17 protein-coding genes, 3 pseudogenes and 1 riboswitch are annotated in these 20,436 nt (G+C 47.3%); of the genes and pseudogenes, 16 read left to right on the forward strand and 4 right to left on the reverse strand.

All coding sequences use genetic code 11. The annotated features are described in order from the left end of the window. Positions 1-86: 86 nt before the first annotated feature. From ACTWJ7_RS08390 to ACTWJ7_RS08425, 8 genes and pseudogenes are all read left to right on the forward strand, one after another. Positions 87-2,062 (forward strand): annotated as a pseudogene (locus ACTWJ7_RS08390) (peptidoglycan D,D-transpeptidase FtsI family protein). Positions 2,063-2,300: 238 nt separating this feature from the next. Continuing rightward, positions 2,301-3,247, forward strand: a pseudogene (locus ACTWJ7_RS08395) (metal ABC transporter solute-binding protein, Zn/Mn family). A 29-nt stretch (positions 3,248-3,276) separates the two neighbouring features. Next, positions 3,277-4,098, forward strand: a complete 822-nt coding sequence (locus ACTWJ7_RS08400) for a metal ABC transporter ATP-binding protein (RefSeq protein WP_024631248.1) — start codon at positions 3,277-3,279, stop codon at positions 4,096-4,098. A gap of 3 nt (positions 4,099-4,101) precedes the next feature. Further along, a complete protein-coding gene (locus ACTWJ7_RS08405; RefSeq protein ID WP_301881258.1) occupies positions 4,102-5,061 on the forward strand; it encodes a metal ABC transporter permease in 960 nt (319 codons plus the stop codon). Beyond that, positions 5,061-5,932, forward strand: a pseudogene (locus ACTWJ7_RS08410) (metal ABC transporter permease). The gene ACTWJ7_RS08405 and the pseudogene ACTWJ7_RS08410 overlap by 1 nt, the downstream one beginning before the upstream one ends. Positions 5,933-6,215: 283 nt before the next feature. Further along, positions 6,216-6,965 carry a Cof-type HAD-IIB family hydrolase gene (locus ACTWJ7_RS08415; protein ID WP_079347710.1) on the forward strand — a complete coding sequence of 250 codons (750 nt, stop codon included), beginning with the start codon at positions 6,216-6,218 and terminating at the stop codon, positions 6,963-6,965. Positions 6,966-7,019: 54 nt separating this feature from the next. Then, positions 7,020-7,460, forward strand: coding sequence for a DUF456 domain-containing protein (locus tag ACTWJ7_RS08420; protein ID WP_052016655.1), 441 nt, complete (start codon positions 7,020-7,022; stop codon positions 7,458-7,460). A gap of 59 nt (positions 7,461-7,519) precedes the next feature. After that, complete coding sequence (locus tag ACTWJ7_RS08425; protein ID WP_094937506.1) at positions 7,520-9,148, forward strand: putative polysaccharide biosynthesis protein; 1,629 nt, start codon at positions 7,520-7,522, stop codon at positions 9,146-9,148. A 173-nt stretch (positions 9,149-9,321) separates the two neighbouring features. Here the strand turns inward: ACTWJ7_RS08425 and ACTWJ7_RS08430 are convergent, their stop codons facing one another. Continuing rightward, positions 9,322-10,602: a DUF2515 family protein gene (locus ACTWJ7_RS08430; RefSeq protein ID WP_301881262.1), complete on the reverse strand. Its 1,281-nt coding sequence runs from the start codon at positions 10,600-10,602 to the stop codon at positions 9,322-9,324. A 142-nt stretch (positions 10,603-10,744) separates the two neighbouring features. On the opposite strand from ACTWJ7_RS08430, the gene ACTWJ7_RS08435 reads away from it, so the two are divergent. The 6 genes from ACTWJ7_RS08435 (at position 10,745) to ACTWJ7_RS08460 (ending at position 16,276) form a co-directional block, all read left to right on the forward strand. Further along, positions 10,745-11,089, forward strand: a complete 345-nt coding sequence (locus tag ACTWJ7_RS08435; protein ID WP_301881263.1) for a thioredoxin family protein — start codon at positions 10,745-10,747, stop codon at positions 11,087-11,089. A gap of 297 nt (positions 11,090-11,386) precedes the next feature. Then, entirely contained in the window at positions 11,387-12,325 is a 939-nt protein-coding gene (locus ACTWJ7_RS08440) for a COX15/CtaA family protein (RefSeq protein ID WP_024631240.1), read from the forward strand. A gap of 215 nt (positions 12,326-12,540) precedes the next feature. After that, positions 12,541-13,269, forward strand: coding sequence for a Cthe_2314 family HEPN domain-containing protein (locus ACTWJ7_RS08445; protein WP_301881264.1), 729 nt, complete (start codon positions 12,541-12,543; stop codon positions 13,267-13,269). Positions 13,270-13,396: 127 nt separating this feature from the next. Then, positions 13,397-13,539: riboswitch (SAM riboswitch) on the forward strand. Between the two features lie 127 nt (positions 13,540-13,666). Next, positions 13,667-14,701 carry a methionine ABC transporter ATP-binding protein gene (locus ACTWJ7_RS08450; protein WP_024631238.1) on the forward strand — a complete coding sequence of 345 codons (1,035 nt, stop codon included), beginning with the start codon at positions 13,667-13,669 and terminating at the stop codon, positions 14,699-14,701. Then, a complete protein-coding gene (locus ACTWJ7_RS08455; RefSeq protein WP_024631237.1) occupies positions 14,702-15,361 on the forward strand; it encodes a methionine ABC transporter permease in 660 nt (219 codons plus the stop codon). A 78-nt stretch (positions 15,362-15,439) separates the two neighbouring features. Beyond that, positions 15,440-16,276: a MetQ/NlpA family ABC transporter substrate-binding protein gene (locus tag ACTWJ7_RS08460; protein ID WP_024631236.1), complete on the forward strand. Its 837-nt coding sequence runs from the start codon at positions 15,440-15,442 to the stop codon at positions 16,274-16,276. A 165-nt stretch (positions 16,277-16,441) separates the two neighbouring features. On the opposite strand, the gene ACTWJ7_RS08465 is transcribed toward ACTWJ7_RS08460, so the two are convergent. Continuing rightward, positions 16,442-17,440, reverse strand: a complete 999-nt coding sequence (locus ACTWJ7_RS08465) for a DUF2167 domain-containing protein (protein ID WP_301881265.1) — start codon at positions 17,438-17,440, stop codon at positions 16,442-16,444. Positions 17,441-17,763: 323 nt separating this feature from the next. Here ACTWJ7_RS08465 and ACTWJ7_RS08470 point away from each other — a divergent pair, with 323 nt between their 5' ends. After that, a complete protein-coding gene (locus ACTWJ7_RS08470; protein WP_301881266.1) occupies positions 17,764-18,555 on the forward strand; it encodes an SDR family oxidoreductase in 792 nt (263 codons plus the stop codon). A gap of 128 nt (positions 18,556-18,683) precedes the next feature. On the opposite strand, the gene ACTWJ7_RS08475 is transcribed toward ACTWJ7_RS08470, so the two are convergent. Then, positions 18,684-18,929, reverse strand: a complete 246-nt coding sequence (locus ACTWJ7_RS08475; protein ID WP_024632664.1) for a NifU family protein — start codon at positions 18,927-18,929, stop codon at positions 18,684-18,686. A gap of 80 nt (positions 18,930-19,009) precedes the next feature. Between ACTWJ7_RS08475 and ACTWJ7_RS08480 the strand changes: the two genes are divergently transcribed. Continuing rightward, positions 19,010-19,264, forward strand: a complete 255-nt coding sequence (locus ACTWJ7_RS08480; RefSeq protein WP_053783252.1) for a YuzB family protein — start codon at positions 19,010-19,012, stop codon at positions 19,262-19,264. On the opposite strand, the gene ACTWJ7_RS08485 is transcribed toward ACTWJ7_RS08480, so the two are convergent. Next, entirely contained in the window at positions 19,261-20,322 is a 1,062-nt protein-coding gene (locus tag ACTWJ7_RS08485) for an NAD(P)/FAD-dependent oxidoreductase (protein WP_301881267.1), read from the reverse strand. The genes ACTWJ7_RS08480 and ACTWJ7_RS08485 overlap by 4 nt on opposite strands. Between the last annotated feature and the right edge of the window lie 114 nt (positions 20,323-20,436).

A 20,436-nucleotide genomic window follows, 5' to 3' on the forward strand; every position in this document is an offset into this window, starting at 1 on the left:
GAAGAAAGGATGTTATTTGAGTTGAATGATGCAAAACGTGCTGATCGATTAATCTACTTTTACATAAGAACGGAGAGGTTTATCCCATGTTTAACCGATTGAGGAAAAGGAAAATGTCCAATGAAGATCCGCCGGTCAACAAGCCGTCTAGTGTAAGAATGAACATGTTTTTTTTCGCTGCGTTTGTTATATTTAGTATCCTTATTTTCAGGCTGGCTTTTGTGCAATTTGTCGAGGGACCTGAACTGACTTATATGGAGACCAGCCGTAATACTAAAGATATTCCGCTTGCACCTGTGCGTGGCCCCATCTATGATGCGACAGGGAAGGTCGCGCTCGCTTATTCGGAGCCTGTGCAGTCCCTTTATGTGTTGTTGTATGAGGATTATAGAAATGATGACCGCAAGCAGGAAGCGCAGGAACTTGCTGATGAACTGGCGGCTGTATTTAAGAAGTTTAACCCGGGGACAAAGAACAACCAGATGCAGAAGAGATTGTGAGGCGACTGGATTTGGATTATCAGAAGACATTTGGATATGTACCAAGGTTGGTCAAATCCGATTTAACAACCAAAGAGATCGCCTATTTCATGGAGAAAAAAGCGGAATTTCCGGGTGTTATGGTCCTTGAGGAAAATGTCCGAAAATACGATCCGGATGGGGTAGCCGTTCAGGTGGTCGGCTATACAAGAGAATTCAAGCGGGCACCGGACACCCTTAAAAAATATAAAGCCATTCGTGAATCTGCAAGTACCCTGCGTGACCCGGGTCTTGTTTATCACGAAGAAGAGAAGGTAGGCTTTGACGGATTGGAACTGCAATATCAGGAGGAACTTCGTGGACGTAGTGGCTACCAGTCCATTGATATTGATGCACGCAATTTGCCAGACGGAACGATGAATCTGACCCCACCTGAAAAGGGGTATAGTCTAATTACAACCATCAACAAGGAGATTCAGATGGTTGCACAACAAGCTATTACAGATGAATTGAGGAAGTTGCCTAAGGCCATTACGGGATATGCGGTAGCCATGGAAGTGGATACAGGCAACGTAGTGGCTATGGCGAGTATGCCGGACTATGATCCGAATGATTGGGACTATGACAAGATCAAGTATGTATTCCGCAACGGAACCACGGAGTCGTTCCCTCCTAATGAATCAGGTAAAAAGGCCGAGTCCGTTGTTTTGTTGGGTTCCGTTATTAAGCCTCTTAGTGTACTAATTGGATTGAAAGAAGGTTTGTTCAGTACAGGGCAAACCTATTATGACCAAGGCTATGCTACATTAGGTAAAGATGGAAGAAAGGTTAGGAATTCACACTCGGCATTTAACGGCTCTATTACGGCTAGAAGAGCGATTGAAAAATCTTCCAATGCTTTTATGATCGATATGGTGGGTAAGGGCCTTTATAACAAATATGGGGCGACCAAGGGTGTAAAAGTGTGGGACGAACATATGAAAGAGTTCGGTTTGGGAGTATCTACAGGAGTGGATCTTCCGAAAGAGTATCTAGGTACTTTGGAATATAATAGTAAAAATGACGAATCAGGTCTTACACGTCTCGCGTTTGCCTCATTTGGACAGCAAGGTAAATATACAACGCTTCAACTCGCGCAATATACCACAATGCTTGCGAATAAGGGTAAACGGATGGAACCTCATTTGGTAAAAGAAATTCGTGACGCTGATGGCAATGTGGTCAAGAAAATCAAACCAAAAGTGTTAAACGAGGTTGATTTTGCTGATGCATACTGGAATGAAGTGCATAAGGGCATGGTCACCAGAGTAAGTTCGTTTGAAGGTTTTCCCTACGATTATGCGAGAAAAACAGGAACCTCGGAGCAGGGAACAGGACCGAACAAGAAGGAAAACGGGGTGTTTATCGCATTTGCACCACGGGATAATCCGAAGCTGGCTATAGCCGTTGTTGTACCCGAAGGTGGTTTTGGATCGGTCAGTGCATCTCCGATTGCACGCAAAATTTTCGATGCATACGATGAAGTTTATGGCCTTGATGGGACTCCAAAAGGGAAGAAAGATCAGGCGAAAGATACAGAGTAACGTGAAGCAGCGCAGAAGAATTAGGACAGATAAGCAAAAAAGACAAACAAGCTAATTAAATGGCCATCATACTCATTTGGACAGGCAGGGGAAATTATCCCTTGCCTTTTTTTTTGCATCAGCTAAAATTTGCACAAGGGAAACATTATTAGTCGTGTATAAATTTTAATACCTTGTACAACAAAATTAGATTAGGACAATTATGTTAGTAGAGGGAAAGGGGAGATTTAGATTGTTAATGGTGAAGATGAGGAGCATTCAGAGAGGTTTGATGACGCTTGCTGCTGTTGTATTGGTGATCGTACTAACGGCCTGCTCAAGTACAGCGGAAACGGAAGGCAGTGAGGGGAAGGTACAGGTTACAGCCACAACAGGCATGATTGCGGATGTAGCGCGTGAGGTCGGAGGGGCATATGTTGACGTAACCGGGCTGATGGGCCCCGGTGTCGATCCTCACTTGTACAAGGCTTCGCAGGGAGATATTCGGAAGCTGGAGCAAGCGAAAGTCGTTTTTTACAACGGACTGCACCTCGAAGGTAAAATGACAGACATTTTGGAGAAAATGTCCAAGAGCAAAATAGTAACGGCTGTATCGGAGAAAATTCCGGCGGATGAATTGCGATCAGGAGAAGATACAGGCGGCACCGAATACGATCCACACGTTTGGTTTGATGTCAGCCACTGGATGCATGCGGCAGAGGCTGTGCGCGATACACTCGTGGAAGCAGATCCGGAACATGCAGAGGAGTACAAGACCCAGGCAGAGCAATATCTAGCGAAACTGGAAGCATTGGATAACGAAGTGCGGAAAAAATCCAGGAGATTCCGGAAGCCAGTCGAGTATTGGTTACGGCGCATGATGCCTTTAGTTACTTTGGCCAAGCCTATGGCATGAAAGTGATGGGGCTTCAAGGAATCAGTACAGCAGCCGAGTATGGTGCGAGGGATGTTAGTGAGCTGCGGGATTACCTCGTGGATAACCATATCAAGGCTGTATTTGTAGAATCCAGCGTACCGGCAAAGGCAATGGAAGCGATTATTGCCGGGGCAGCCGAAAAAGGACATACGGTAAGCATTGGTGGAGAACTGTTCTCGGATGCAATGGGTGCTGAGGGAACGGAAGAAGGAACGTATATCGGCATGATTCGCCACAACACTAAGACGATTGTAGAAGCATTAAAGTGATAAATCATATAAGAGAGGAGTAAAAGAATATGAGTGAAGCAATTTTATCGGAAAAATCTCAGTCACAACCTAGTGCTAACCATTTGCAGGGAACGCAACCTACATCAGCTCCTCTTAGTGTTCGGGATCTGGCGGTAGCTTACCATAAAAAACCGGTGCTTAGTGGGGTATCTTTTGACATTCCAGAAGGTCAGTTGATTGGCATTTTGGGTCCCAATGGGGCCGGGAAATCAACCTTGATTAAAGCCGTTCTGGGACTAGTTCCTAAAATGCACGGTAAGGTGAAAATTTTTGGTCAGTCCTACCGAGAACAACGTCGCCGGATCGGCTATGTGCCTCAGCGGGAATCCGTGGATTGGGATTTCCCGACTCACGCGCTCGATGTTGTCATGATGGGGCGATATGGACATCTGGGCTGGTTCCGTCGTCCAGGCAAAAAAGAACGGGATCTGGCAGCTCACTGCCTGGAGCAAGTGGGAATGGGCGACTATATGCACCGCCAGATCAGTCAGCTGTCCGGCGGACAACAGCAGCGTGTCTTTCTGGCACGGGCACTGGTACAGGATGCCGATCTGTATTTCATGGATGAGCCATTTGCAGGCGTGGATGCCACAACGGAAAAAGCCATCATTTCACTGTTGGAACAGTTGAAGAAGCAAGGCAAGACCGTACTGGTTGTTCACCATGATCTGGCGACAGTAGAGGAATATTTTGATCATGTGTTACTCCTCAATGGACGGCTGGTTGCAGGTGGACCAACGAATGAAGTATTTGTACCGGATACTTTGCAAGAGACGTACGGAGGCCGGATCGCGATGATCGGAAGCCGGACGGAGAAAGGCCAGGTGTAGTGCATGTGGAACTGGATTGTAGCTATCGTGTCCGACCCCAATACACGCTGGATATTGCTTGGCTGCTTATTGCTTGGATTCAGTAGTGGAATTATAGGTTCCTTTACATTTTTGCGTCGTCAGAGTCTTATGGGGGATACGCTGGCTCATGCAGCTCTGCCAGGGATTTGTATCGCGTTTATGTTGACGGAAACCAAATCCGTAGGATTATTTCTGTTCGGTGCGCTCGTCGCTGGAATTGTGGCGACCTTCGGCATATCGTGGATTACACGGAATTCCCGGATCAAGCAGGATGCGGCGATGGGGATTGTGCTGACTGTATTTTTCGGAATTGGCGTAGTGTTGCTTACTCGGATTCAGCACAGTGCCAGCGGTAGTCAAAGTGGACTCGATAAATACTTGTTTGGTCAGGCCGCATCCATGGTGATGACGGATGTGTATGTGATGGGCGGTGTCTGTCTTGTATTGTTGATTGCCTGTCTTGCATGGTTCAAGGAATTCAAGCTGGTGAGCTTTGACCCGGGCTTTGCACGGGGGATGGGACTGCCAGTTGGCATGCTGGAACAACTGATTCTGCTGTTGACCGTTATAGCGGTTGTTGCGGGGATTCAGGCGGTGGGTGTGGTGCTTGTCGCTGCTTTGCTGGTGACCCCTGCAGCAGCGGCCCGCTGCTGGACGGACTCGCTCTCGCTTATGGTAGTGTTGGCCGGCGTATTTGGAGCACTGAGCGGTGCGACAGGTACGATCTTCAGCACACTTGTGCCTAATCTGCCAACTGGGCCTGTGACGGTATTGGCAGCTACAGTATTATTTGCCGGCTCCGCACTGCTTGCCCCGCGTCGTGGAATATTAGCTCGCCGTTTGCGCAGCATTCAGGCGAAGTCCACTTATTTGAGAGAAGAGCGTGCTACACTCCAGACACTGTCTGCACAGCGAGCACAGCAGGAACGGGGTGAACTGTAATGGCAACGTTCTGGATTATATTAACGGCCATTCTGGTATCCTCTGCCTGCGCTATTCTTGGCTGTTTCCTGATTCTGCGGCGGATGGCTCTGGTCGGAGATGCGATCAGTCATGCGGTTCTCCCGGGTATAGCGATTGCTTTTCTGTGGAGCGGGTCACGTGATTCACTATGGATGCTGCTCGGTGCAACGGTATTTGGATTACTGACGGTATTCTTCATTCAAAGCTTGCAGGCTGGAGGACTATCGTCTGATGCTTCCATTGGGATTGTGTTTACGGCGCTCTTCGCAGTGGGTGTCATTCTCATCAGTCTCAACGCCCAGCATATCGACCTGGATCTGGACTGCGTATTGTTCGGTGAGATCGCTTATGTGCAGTGGGATACCCTGACCTTTGGGGAACGGATGTAGGACCTAGGGCGGTCTGGATGCTTGGCATCACGCTGCTGGTGATCCTTGTTGTGATCGGATTGTTCTACAAGCAATTCAAGCTGTGTGCCTTCGATCCGGCGCTGGCTGCGGCTTGCGGCATTCCGGTGGTGCTGTTTCACTATCTGCTTATGGGGCTCGTCTCCATGACATCGGTGGCTTCATTTGAAAGTGTAGGTTCCATTCTCGTTGTTGGCATGCTCATTGTACCCGCGGCGACGGCTTACCTGCTCACGGATCGACTGGGCAAAATGATTCTGTACAGCGTGCTTGTAGGAGCAGCTTCCTCGGTTGGAGGCTATATCATGGCTTACGCACTGGATGCTTCTATTGCAGGCTGCATGGTGGCGGTAGCCGGCATTCTGTTTGTCTTGGCCCTGCTGTTGTCACCCAAGCATGGTATTGTTTTCCGATATGCTCGTCGCAAATTCGCGGCACGTTAATGGATAAAGCGTAGAAGCCGCCTGCATTGCAGGCGGTTTTTTCATGGATTCCGACACTATTTATCTTGTGGGGGACAGGTCTACGACATGGAACAGACACCTGCTGCAATGTTGCAAAGGTTCACCCACATCGCGGGTTACTTTGTTGCAGGCCGACGATCTGTGGTAAAATGTCGTTAGCTGTGACGTCCGGAGCATCCGCCTACGCGAATGCCGGGCGATCTTTTTGTGAGAGTATGTTAGATAGGGAGAAGTAGAGAGACCATTAAGGAGGTAATACAGCATGAGTGAACTAAAATACAAATTGCTTGCATTGGATATGGATGGAACACTGCTCAACGATAATCACGAAATTACACAGGAAACCGCCAAATGGATTCAGATCGCCATTCGCCGGGGAGTGCATGTGTGCCTTTCAACAGGAAGAGCTGTTTTTCATGCGATGCCTTATGCGGTACAGCTTGGGCTGGAGACCCCGATGATTACGGTCAATGGCAGTGAAGTCTGGAAAGCTCCGCATGATTTGCATATGCGCCATCTAATGGACCCGTCACTGATCCGCAAAATGCAGGAGATTGGCGAAAAATATAATAGCTGGTACTGGGCATACTCCGTTGAAGAGCTGTTCAACCGTGATCGCTGGACAGACAATATCGAAGGTCTGGAATGGCTGAAATTCGGATTCAATACCGAAGTGGATGAAGTCCGTCACCAGATTATGATGGAGCTGCAACAAATGGGCGGCCTGCAAATGACGAACTCCTCACCTGTTAATATTGAGATTAACCCTGGCGGTGTATCCAAAGCGAGCGGTGTAGCTGAAGTCTGCAAGCTGCTGGGCATAGAGATGTCCGAAGTGGTCGCTGTTGGAGACAGCTTGAATGATCTGGCTGTCATTGAAGCTGTGGGTCTTGGGGTTGCCATGGGCAATGCGCAGGAGCAGGTGAAGGAAGCGGCTGACCTGATCGTAGCGAGCAATAACGAAGATGGCATTGTCGAAGTCATCCGTGAACATATTTTGAAGGGGGAATAACCTTTGCTTGCAACCGTTGGCTGGATTTTAATTGTACTGCTGTTTGCGGTAGGCATGGCCGGAACGGTATATCCCATACTGCCTGGTGCTATCGCGATTTTCTTCGCGTTTCTGGTCTATGGCTGGTTCTTCAGCTTTGATCCGTTCGGTGTATGGTTCTGGATCATCCAGATATTGATCGTAGTTGTGTTGTTCGTGGCTGATTATGTCGTCAGTGCCTGGGGTGTGAAGAAATTCGGCGGCTCCAAATTATCAACGACACTCAGTACGATTGGTGTCATCATTGGTCCATTTGTCATTCCGGCGTTCGGACTGGTATTGGGCCCGTTTATCGGTGCTTTTATCGGGGAACTAATCGGTGGGTCTTCACCTTCCAAAGCTTCCAAAGTCGGATTTGGTTCCGTGGTGGGGCTGTTTACAAGCACCGTCATGAAAATTATTTTGCAAATCGTCATGATCGTCCTGTTTATTATCTGGGTCGTAAGATTCGCATAGACGTTCGGGAGTCGTTTCATCTGGATGCACGTCGGTGTGGGGAAAGAAGGGGAATTGGCTTGTCTAAGAAAGAAACATTCATTAAGGGGACGCTCATTCTGGCGGCCGCTGCACTGATCGCGAGGGTACTCGGATTGGTACAACGGGTGCCGCTCGAGCATATCCTCGGCGATATCGGTAACGCATCGTTTACCATCTCCAATACGGTATATTTAATGCTGTTAACTGTAGCTACAGCGGGTATACCAAGCACGCTTAGTAAAATGGTGTCGGAACGTTATGCGCTGGGACGCGCAAGTGAAGCACAACAAATCTACCGTGCAGCCCTGATCTTTGCGGCTGTAGCCGGGGTAGTCATGTCTGCTTTATTGTGGTTCGCGGCACCTTATTATGCGACGTACGTGTCCAAAGTGCCGGAATCGGTGAGCGCCATTCGAGCCCTGGCTCCAGCGCTCCTGCTCTTTCCAGCCATCGCCATGATGCGAGGATATTTCCAGGGTCGCGGCAACATGACGGCAGGCGGGATTTCACAGATTGTGGAGCAGTTTGCACGCGTGGGTACAGCGATTATCGTGGCGTTTGTTATGCTGCAATGGAATTACGATGATCAAACGATCGCCGCGGGGGCTTCATTTGGGGGCGTATTCGGAAGCATCGGTGCGTTTGGCGTCATGCTGTACTTCACCTTAAAGCTTCGCAAAAATGACCGTGCAGCGCAATTGAATTACGAGCGTGTAGAGCAACTGCCTATGCGGGGCATCTACAGTGATATATTCAAACTTTCGATTCCAATTGTATTATCTTCACTCGCTGTTCCGGCAATTAACTTTATCGATTCATCGCTGGTAGTTCCGCTCCTTAGCGGTCGTATTGGACTGGAAGAAGCGACAGGTGTACTTGCGATCCTCGGTGCTAAGGCCCAAAGTATCGCAGGCATCCCGCCGATTCTGGCTATCGCTCTGAGTCAATCGCTTGTGCCAGTCATTTCAGCAGCTTTTGCACGTAAGGATGAGGTTCATCTGAAAAATCAGGTGACGCTTGCTTTGCGCATTTCGATTCTGACAGGAATGCCAATCGTTATCGCGCTGTGTGCGGCGGCGTATTCCGTTAACGGCTTACTGTTCACCAGTCCAGACGGGACACCCATCATTACATTGCTGACGTTCGGTACCATTTTCCAAATTACGATGATGACTACCAACTCTATTTTGCTTGGGGTGGGCAAACCACGGATCACCATGATCAGTGTGGCAGCAGGTATCGTGGTCAAACTTGTAGCGAGCCTGATTCTGGCTCCGATCTTTGGCATCTACGGGATCATTATTGCGACCGCATTGTGTTTCCTGGTTATTACGTACCTGAACCTGCGGGTGCTTCGGAAAATTGTTGATTTCTCAATCATGGGAGATCGCTGGAAAGGGTTCATCATTACCGTACTGCTTGCGGCGGGTGTTGGTTTTGCGGCCAACTGGGCCGGGAACTCCATCTTTGATTTATTCCTGCCAACACGTGTATCTTTCCTCGTTACCTGTCTGTTTGTGGGTGCTCTTGTGGTGGTTGTGTATCTGGTACTCATGGTTGTTCTGCGTGTGCTCCGTAAAGACGAGCTGGGCAGTTACCCTCGTATTTTGCAAAAAATACTCCGTCCGCTCATGCGTCTTCAACGTGGAGCCGGGCAACGTGGATAACTATTCAGCATACAATTCACAACTTCGTTATCTGTTTGAAATAAGTACAAGCTCTGTCTGCTATTATAGTGGACAGGGCTTTTTTGTATGTCCAAGATGGCTGAATTAAGAACCTAATCGATAAGGGTACGCGTTCCACTTTCTAGACGATGTCCTTGTATGGGTGACCGCACTTAATGCGTCAAGGTTTGGGCATCATGGGCCAACGCGGTTTTCAGCATCCCATACCGATGTTCATGGCTCATCTCGAACAACCATGGGCGGCGCGGGATTGTGAGATGACCGAGACAGTCGCGATTTTGCAGCCAATCCTGCCTTGTTATCGGTTCATATGGCGTATCACCCCATACGGCCAGCAGTTCAGGACTATATAACCGTTGTCCTTCCGCCAGCCATTCTTGATCCAGCAGCTCCTGGCTATATAACTCATCTTCTCCGGCTTCATCTTCATGTGCGGTGAACAGACCGGGCCAATATTCAGCACGTGAACCATGGTGAGGAACCGAGCGCGCAAACTCCAGCACCTGTGTGAAAACTTGCTCGACTCCAAACAGCATCGCATATAAACCTTTGCCAAACATAATTCGCTCATCCAGCTTGCCAAAATGTTCAATTACCCGGCCTGCAAGCCCCTTTTCTCGTCCTAGTGGGAAAACGATATGATTCAACCCAGCCAGATTATGCAGATGAAATGAGGGTTTGGAGAGCACTTCTTTTTGAAAATAGGGATGCTGCACCACCCGGCTCTCGATATAGTTCTGCTCATTAATAATTAACGCCACACACAGCAGCGAGCTGCATCGCTCCAGCCAAAATCGTTCCCAGAACGGTGTCATGAACGCCGATACATGAAAATGGGACAACAAATGAAAACAGCTTCGGCCGATCCGGCGGCTGTTCATATACAACAGAAGCTGGGGATACGCATCCTGGAAAATGAGTGCATTACAACGCTCAAGTAATCGGTACATGTGCTCACGGTCGGTTTGATTTTGCAGATTGTGCATAAGATCACTCTGAAGATCGGTCATATGATATCCGCCGTTGCGGGACACCATATGGGCAAGCAGGGCCCAATGCAGCTCTGGATACTGTTCATAACATTCCAGATATGCTGCTGTGCGAGTAATGTTACTGCGGTTGTTTTCCTGCGTTAAGGTTTTAATCTCTTCCAGAATAATGCAGTCCTCTTCACAGACCAGTGCACTGAGCTTATTTCGGGCAAAAGTACTCTCGTTGCCAGGCAGAAGGCGCTCCACCTCAGTTTGTAAGGCAGCAGCCATGTCAGAGTCCCAAGCCATATCACGCAAGGGATGACGAAGCTGTGCAGAGGCCTGCCAAGCCGCCTGTTTACCCCGCCACACTTCCCGGGCCGCACCTGGGATGGATCGAACCATATGCAATATCGACCCGTGATGGGCAGACTCGGAGGCATTCGTTTTAATGGAAGTCATGACATGACATCCTTTCCTGATCATCTGTATACAGTTTGTTTTTTAATGCTGTTGATTTAAGTATGCGCTGAATATTTGACTTCCACTCCGCAATTTGCTTCACTTAGAGAATAAGACAAGGTATAGAAAGGAAGATGCTGTGATGGAAAAGATAACATCCAAACCGGAATTCGATGTGGCGATCCAATCTTCGCGTTTAACTGTAGCCGTATTTAAGGCGGATTGGTGTGGTGATTGCAAGTTCATCGATCCCTTTATGCCTGAAGTTGAAGAGCAGTTTGCACGTGAGCTGACACTGGTTGAGGTCGATGTGGATCAGGTGGGGACAGTGAGCGAAGAGCAAAATATCCTTGGTATTCCAAGCTTTGTAGCTTACACGGATGGCCGTGAACTCGTTCGATATGTGAACAAACTGCGCAAGTCGAGAGAAGAGATTGAGCAATTCCTGCAGCGTGCAGTTGAGGTATATAACACGATTCATCAATAAAAAGTATGACAGCTTCACTATGTAAAAGGTTATAATTAAAGGAACGCCATTTCTCTTGAAATAGGGAAGTGGCGTTTGTATTTTTAACATTTTTCGGGGAAGCTAGTGATGTACATAGGTCCTAATAAATGGAGGGTCAGTTTTTCGACAGACGTTAACATTTTGTCACAAAGCGCGACGTCAATGACACATTTATCCGGTATAATGAATTTAGTTGTGAAATAAGTGTCAAAGTATCGAATCAAGCGGAGGATGTAGTTCTTCGCCATCTTAAACCAACAGCGGGTGAGAAAAAAATTGAAGCACTTAACCTTGTTTAAATGGTTAACCGTATTAACCTGTCTTGTCATGTTTCTGGCTACATTTGGCGGAGGCGTTGTAACCCGAACGGAATCAGGCCTCGGCTGCGGTGCAGAATGGCCTTTATGTAACGGAAAACTTGTGCCTGCGCACACTGTTGCCTCACTTATTGAATTTTCCCATCGCGCTGTAAGCGCACTGGCAGGGCTGTTGTCCATAGCCTCTTTTGTAGCATTTTTACGGTTTGGCAAATCACGCCGTGACCTGCAATTGTTTTCATTGTTAACGCTGATATTTGTTATCGTCCAGGGAATTATGGGGGCCTTTGCCGTCGTTTTCTCCCAATCTTCCGCAGTCATGGCACTGCATTTCGGCTTTGCACTGATCGCCTTTGCCAGCTCCTTGATGATGGCGCTTGGTATTCGGCAGGAGGTTCGCCACGGTGGATTGGAACGACTCAATCGATATCCGCGGGTCAGTAAAGGTTTTCGTAATCTGGTGTGGTTCTCTACGATCTATACGTACCTCGTGGTATATACTGGGGCATTCGTGAGCCATACGGATTCGGCAGGAGGCTGTTCCGGCTTTCCGCTCTGTAACGGACAGATTATTCCCGAGCTCTCGGGAGGCGTGGCGGTTGCTTTCGCTCACCGGGTTGCGGCTGTTTCATTAGTGATTGTCATTGCAATCCTCGGTCATTTTGCGTATCGCAAACATCCGGATAACACAGAGCTAAGAGCGTTAGGTGTCATTTCTGTTGTGCTGGTTCTGTTGCAAGTGGTCATTGGTTTTGGACTGATGCTTACGATGAATCGCCCGGAAGTGTACATGTTCGTGGCGCTGGCGCATATGCTCGATATTGCCATTTTATTCGGTGTACTAACCTATATGAGTTTCCTGGTGTACAAGTTGCATCGGCCCGTTAACCGGTTCTAATATATCCGAATTATTGTCGTTCAGGGGATGAATCCAGTGAAGTTCACCATCCGATGATGTACATCATTGGACAGGTGAACTTTGTTTGATGTCAGGCGTGTCAGGGCACCCTATTGTAAGCAGCGGTCATACGTTTACTCTGATTCCGATTTTGTTTAAATATGATGAATTATGATTATTTTGATGATCTGCAGAGTGGAAAGAGGAGGCTATATATGCTGCGAACGTTGCTGGGTGAAAAGCCGCGTAAAAACGAAGGGATACTGAAGGATGCAATAGAAGCGATGGCGGATACGCTTGAGTTATTTCAGCGACAGATGCATGTGGACCATGATCCAACCCATGATTATCGTAAACTGTATGTGTGGACCCAGGGACTCATCTCCTCGCTGGATGAGCTGGAACAGAGCTGTTTTGCTGCTTCCCATTTTCGTCAGAAAGTCAAAGCAGGCTCTACGGATGATATGACGTTACCCGAAAAAGCGGAATATGCCCGTTATGTCTACTTCTATAAGGATGGCTTCATCCGATGTTTTGCCATTCTGGATAAGTTAGGTACAGTGTTGAATGAAATATTTGAGCTAAATACGACCAATGTTAAAACCCATTTTTCTTATTTTACCGTATTAAGACAGTTCGGATATGACAAACTGCATCATGATCTTGCCAACGAACTGATCCAGATTAAAGACTCTTACCGTGAGCCAATGAGCAAATTGCGCAAACGACGAAACATGGAGATTCATTACATGAACTCCGAAATGCAGGATGATCTGTGGCAGCTGCACCAGACTCTGCAAGGGAAAGTGAAGCTGGAGGATCTGGATCAGCATCTCTTGGAACTCCGCCAGGGTGTGGATATGGTATGTGAGACGTTAAAAGCAGCCTATGGCTACATCAACAAGAAGTGGCATAAGCAAGGAATAACTCAATCCGGAAAGTAATTAGTTTGAAATATTTCCCTTTGACAAATCGGAATACTTGGATTATACTGAGTTCCTGATCGACAGTTAGATGGAATTAACATTTATGACATTAACATTATAACTACTGAACTTATAAATTAAATATTTCTTATCGAGAGCGGCGGAGGGACAGGCCCGATGAAGCCCGGCAACCGATTTATAACTGCATGACAGCTGTGTCATTCTTTATAGATGTTAGGTGCTAATTCCTACAAAATGTGTGCAAGGCACAATTTTGGCAGATGAGAAGGTATAATCTTTCACGTGAAGAGCCCTTTTTGTTTCTGCAAAAGGGGCTCTTTTTTGTACATCGAAGGGGAGTTTTCCTTTCATTCGGGTAAAGATACATGTAAGCAGTGGGAAGGAGCAAGTAATTTTGATTGAATTAAAAGGTTTAACCAAGACGTACGGTAAAGGTTCAAAAAGTACGACGGCCTTATCGGATCTAAATTTGAATATCCGCAAGGGTGAAATATTCGGAGTTATCGGTCATTCCGGTGCAGGCAAGAGTACATTGATCCGTTGTATCAATTTGCTCGAACGCCCGACGGCCGGCGAGGTTTGGGTGGATGGAATCAATTTAACCAGTCTGGGCAAGACCGATTTGCAACAACAACGGCGTAAGATCGGCATGATTTTTCAACACTTTAATCTGTTATCCTCAGCTACGGTATATGACAATGTGGCTTTTCCTTTGAAGCTGGTCAATACTCCCAAGGATGCAATGGATCGGAAAGTGAAGGAAATGCTCGCATTGGTTGGACTGGAGGACCACAGCAATAAATATCCGGCCCAACTGTCAGGTGGACAGAAACAAAGGGTGGGTATTGCGAGAGCACTCGCGAGTGATCCAAACGTGCTGCTGTGTGATGAAGCTACATCGGCACTTGATCCCCAGACAACTGATTCGATTCTCAAGTTGTTGCTGGATATTAATGAAAAGTACAACCTCACCATTGTTCTGATCACCCATGAGATGCACGTGATTCAGAATATCTGTGATCAGGTGGCGGTTATCCATCAGGGAGGCATCGTGGAGCAAGGGCCGGTGACGGAAGTATTCCTCAAGCCGCAGCATGCAATTACGCGTGACTTTATGATGCGGGACCATGAGGTGGGGATAGCATTGGAAGAGACTGCTCTGGCGAGTGCAGATGTTTCATTGCAGACGGACGGATCTTCTAAGCTTGTGAAAATATCCTTCCTGGGCAATAAAACCTATGAGGCGATTTTGTCCAGAACGGTTCGCAAAACAGGAGTGGATTTCGCCATTTTGCAAGGCACCATTTCGACGATCAAACAAGTTCCTTATGGGCAGCTGACCGTTCGGTTTGAGGGACAGTCGGATGAGATTAACCTCACCATTCATGAGTTAATCGCCCAGGGACTTGATGTGGAGGTGCTTCGTTAAATGGATTTTTCAACAGTGCGTTGGGAAGAAATCGGTAAGGCTTCAATTGAAACACTGCAAATTCTGGGAGCATCGGGACTGTTCACGATCATCATTGGTTTGCCGCTGGGCGTATTGCTGTTCATGACAGCAAGGTCGGCTTCAATCAAGTCTCAAGTGGTGTACACTATACTTTCGTTTATTGTAAACATTCTGCGATCCGTGCCATTTATCATTCTGATTGTTGCACTCATTCCGTTCACGCGTTCACTGGTCGGCACAGCTACAGGCGTACTGGGTGTTATACCACCGCTCGTCATTGCCGCTGCTCCATACTTTGCCCGGTTGGTGGAAACTACACTGCGTGAAGTGGATCGAGGCGTCATCGAAGCGGCGCAGGCGATGGGAGCTTCAACCGGACAGATTGTAAGGCGTGTGCTTCTGCCAGAGGCACTGCCGGGTCTGTTAGCCGGAATTACCATTACCATCGTTACCCTTGTCTCCTACACGGCGATGGCGGGCATGGTTGGTGGTGGAGGGTTGGGAACATTGGCAATAAATTATGGCTACTATCGATATCAGAATGAAATTATGATTATAGCTGTTGTATTTATGGTTATTCTGGTGCAAGTGCTTCAGATGGCTGGCGATCGTTTGGTTAAATGGTTCACCAGGAAATAACACATATATAGCATTTGCCTGATTCGGTATCGACTTGGTGCAAAATGCAAAAAAATTATTGGAGAAGGGGTTTTACACATGAAAAAATGGTCTTTTGCTCTACTAAGCATTATGCTGATTGCGGTTCTTGCGGCTTGCGGAAACAACAAGGATTCCGACAGCGGCGCTGACAATGCTGGAGGCGCACCGCGCACCGTCGAATTGAAAGTGGGAGCATCACCTACACCACATGCGGAAATTTTGGAAAGCATCAAGCCTGAACTCGAAGCTGAAGGCATTCGCTTGCAAATCGTGACTTTCAATGACTATGTTCAACCTAACCAACAACTTGAAGATAAACAGTTGGATGCGAACTTTTTCCAACACCAGCCTTACCTGGATACAGAGAACAAAGAACGTGGTTTTCACCTCGTTGCTGTAACACCTGTGCATGTTGAGCCATTTGCTGGCTACTCCAAAAAAATCAAATCATTGGATGAGCTGAAAGACGGTGCCAAAGTAGCGATTCCGAATGACCCGTCCAACGGTGGACGTGCACTGTTGTTGCTGGCCAAAGAAGGCTTGATTACGCTCAAAGATGACACCAATATCGTTTCAACGATTCAGGATATTACAGCCAATCCAAAAAACCTGGATATTATCGAGCTGGATGCAGCCATGATGCCTCGTCAACTGGATGAAGCAGACCTGGTATTCATCAACGCCAACTACGCGCTGGAAGCCAATCTGAACCCGGAGAAGGATGCGTTGTTAATCGAGGACCTGCAAGGTAACCCATATGCAAACATCCTCGTATCCCGTGAAGATAACAAAGATGCAGATGCCATCCAAAAACTGGCTGCAGCCCTACATTCCGAAGAGGTTAAAAAATTCATCAAAGAACGTTATCAAGGTGCTGTAGAACCTGCGTTTTAAGCTAAACGATTAAGTTGAAATTTAATGGTAGACCCGGCTCCACTTCTTATGGAGCCACTACAAAACGCCCTGCCTTCTCTTTGTAGAGAAGGCAGGGCGTTTTGTTTTGTACGTTATGTTAAGCGCTTCGATGTAGAGCACTTTAAGTACTTTACTTTATAAGATTTAACGTTTATTCGGATCAGTATCCGAACGTCCATCTGTCTGTTGGCTGTCATAGTCTGTGGACTCCTGTCCGGCAGCATGCTGTTGGTAAGCTTCTTCAGCAGGAGATAGCGAATTCTGATCTCCTGGGTCAGTATCCTTTTTGCGGCCAGTCAGCTTGCGACGAATCCATCCAAAAGCGCCAACAATGGCGGCTACGATGACAAACCACCCCTTTTTAAGCAAGAGCAATAAACCGACTTTCTTGGCTACAGCCACACCAGCACCACCGAGAATCAGACTGGTTAGGCCAAGTTCAGATTTTTTGTCTACGGATGCATCAAACTCTTCATACGTGTTTCCTTTGGTCACGTTGAGCTGATTAAGCACGGAGCTTTCAAACTGTTTGCGGTTTTCTTCAAAATTAGCACTATCCGTAACGAGAATAACACCGATGTACCCTTCGCGGGTGAGTACGTTCACATTGTAATTGACGAGTTTTGCCTGCTCTGCATCCTCAAGACCAAGAGAATAGATCAGTTGATGCTTGGTGCTGTCATAGGCGGGCTCAATCTCCCATCCGGTAATAAACAGCTGATTTTCGGGTGTGGTTTTCTCATTTTGCTCTTCTGTACCTCGTTTGTAGCTATCGAGCAGTTCATCAGCATCCAGATCGTCCTTTTCACTGTCATCGACATGGCCGGTATCGTTATATTCAAAGATAACATACCAGTTGGAGTTTTCACCGGCGCCATAGATACTTCCAATTTCCGTTCCGTTGGGGAAGGAGTCCGTGTCCTTCAGAAACCTTTGGGTGTTAGCTGCATCGAGATAGGAGAGATTTTCAGCTACGGTTAATGTTGCTTTGTTATCAAGTACTACATTTGACGGCCCATCAATCCATTGATAATCTTCGGTGGAACTATTGCTTTCACTTTCTGCAGATGCTGTGGTCGAGAATGGAGCTTGAAATGAGGCGACAAGCAAAATTGCGAGTAGAGAGGCTAACCATCTTTTCATTTACGTTATATCCCTTTCGAAGGTGTCATGCAATGTAGTCATTTACATGAACATATGTATTGTGTCGTTATATTCATAAGAAAATAAGGACTTATCGACATTACCATAGGCATCCGGGCCAGACAAGGGAAATATGGATATAAAGGGTTAATTTTGCTTCAAAAGACCTAATTCAATTTATTTAAGTTATTTGAAAGATAAGTATTTAGTCCTTAAATTACACTTTCTTGCAAATGGTACAGATTGGTGGGAAACGCGAGTTGTGGGGAATGATAAATCTTTTATACTGGATGAGTGACTGCTCTTTGAAGAGGGGGATGAACGTGAAGGGAAAGATTGCCCTCATAACGGGAAGTGCCAAAGGTCTTGGTAAAATGACAGCTCTCCGTCTGGCGGACCAGGGGTGCCATATTGCCCTGAATTACGTACACAGTCGTACGGAAGCCGAGGCATTAGAGGCTGAAATTATAGCCAAGGGTGTGCGGTGTATTGCCGTCCAGGCCGATATTTCCAAGACAGAAGAGATCACCATGCTGGTTGCACAGGTCGAAGAGAAGTTAGGCAGCATTGATATTCTGGTGAACAACGCCGGTCCGTTTGTCCGTGAACGTCGACTATTTGCCGAGTATTCGGAAGCTGAAGTTCAGATGCTTGTGCAAGGAAACCTGCTTGGACCGATGCTGCTGGATCAGCGTGTATTGCCGGAAATGCGGCGCAAGCAGTGGGGCAGAATTATACATTTTGGCTTCAGTCATGCGGGAGAAGCAAGATCATGGCCTCATCGAGCGGTGTATGCTGCGGCGAAGGTAGGTCTCGTTTCATTTACAAAGACACTTGCTGTGGAGGAAGCTCCTTACGGCATTACGGTTAATATGGTATGTCCGGGTGATATTCGCGGTGCCAACAAGGAAAAAACGATTGATGAGATGGCAGGAATTACCGACGAGGAAACGCCAAGAGGACGTCCCGGAAGTGGTGAAGATATTGCGCGAGTGATCACCTATCTGTGTCTCGATCATTCCGATTTTATAACAGGCAACATTATGGATGTATCTGGAGGACTTGATCCGATTCGTCCCAACATCCTGCGTGAGGATGGCGAAGTGCGGACTTAGGCGTGAAATGCAAGGATAAGGCATAATCAGGTTCGATGAAAAAAGGGACTGCCTTCATTTGCACAAAAAAGAGCCCTCCGCTTCATGCGAAGCGAAAGGCTCTTGAAGTTTATTTCGTGAAGGATTGATTAGAATACTTGTACGACTTCTTCGACACCTTCAACTTCTTCAAGAAGGGCGCGTTCAATCCCGGCTTTTAAGGTAATGGTGGAGCTTGGGCAGCTGCCGCAGGCACCGACCAGTTTCAGCTTAATGATGCCGTCCTCCACGTCGACCAGTTCCACGTCACCGCCATCGCGTTGCAGGAACGGACGAAGTTTGTCAAGCACTTCAGATACCTCATCGTACATGGTGCTTTGTGCGTTTTCGCTCATTTTTTTCAACTCCTTTCCTCACTATATTATATTACAAATGGCCATAAAATAAAATGGTCAAACAAAGCAGGTGAACCTACATGAGACCGATTATTGAATTTTGTGCCAATAATATGCATTTTGGCACAGATGAAGTCATGGATCAACTGGAAGAAAATCCAGACTATGATGTGATAGAATACGGCTGCCTCAGCAATTGCGGCCAATGTTACATGACTCCATTTGCACTGGTGAATGGCGAGCTTGTCATTACCGACAAAGTGGAGGATTTATATAACGCAATATTGGCCAAAATTGCCGAAGCTGATGCCTGGAGCGAGCTTGATCTCGATTAACCGAGATGACGCTTGGACATCCAGAGCACGCCACTTTTTAAAATACGAGGCACACGTCCCATCATAGACGTTTTGCCCATCAGCCCAAACCCAGCCTTCTTGCCGAGTGCACCGAGTGTGCCACGAAGCTTGAGTGGCTGCGGATTGGGCTTTTCGCCTTTCCAGAGGGCATGCTGAATATGAGCGATTTGTTCGCCCTGTACTTCGGCAGCTTGACCGCTTGGTGCATAAGGCACGCTGGCGCAGTCACCTACAACATAGACATCAGTATATTCTGGAATTTGATAATATTCGTTCAGTACGACACGACCTTGTGGGTCCTTTGTCACATCGAGATCCTGTACGACTTTTACGGGCTGAATTCCGGCAGTCCAGACTACCGCATCCGTTAGAATTTCTTCATCCCGGTTGAAAATGGCATGTGGTTCAACATGTGAAATGGCGATATGTCCACGTGTCTCGACCTGGTGTTCGTTAAACCACTCATGAACATAAGCGGACAAACGCTGCGGGAAAGCGGATAATACACGTTCACCACGGTCCAGGATGCTAATGTTCAGATCCGGTCTGCTCTCACGAAGCTCGGCAGCCATCTCAACGCCGCTCAATCCACCGCCGACAATATGCACGTTACCATACGCTTTGACTTCGTTAAGACGAAGGTAGGTTTCCCGTGTTTTGCTGAAGCTTTGAATGGTACAGCTGTATTCCTCGGCTCCCGGCGTATTGTGGAATCGGTCTGTACATCCAAGTCCAATTACGAGCTTGTCATATTCCAGCGGGTCCTGGCCTTCAAATTCAATCTGACGCTGTTCCAGGTCAATCGAAGTTACTTCTCCGTAACGGTAAGTGACTTTGTCGCTCACTGGAAACTGGATGCGCAGGTCATAGTCGGATACGGTCCCTGCTGCGAGTGCGTAATATTCTGTCTTCAATCCTTGGAATGGGCTCCGGTCCACCAACACGATTTGTGTATCTGACGGGATTTTGCCTTCCAAAAGTTCTTTAATAATTGTGAGGCCACCATAGCCGCCTCCGAGAATGACGAAATTTTTCATGACTTGGCTTCCTTTCTGCATCAGTCCCATGTGAACGGGGCTGTAACCTGTGGAGCAGCTATGCAATAACATAGCTGCTCCTTTTGTTTTTTATTTGAAATGATTGAAAATAGG

The sequence above is a fragment of the Paenibacillus sp. 1A_MP2 genome (genome assembly GCF_052244825.1).
Lineage (GTDB): Bacteria > Bacillota > Bacilli > Paenibacillales > Paenibacillaceae > Paenibacillus > Paenibacillus vandeheii.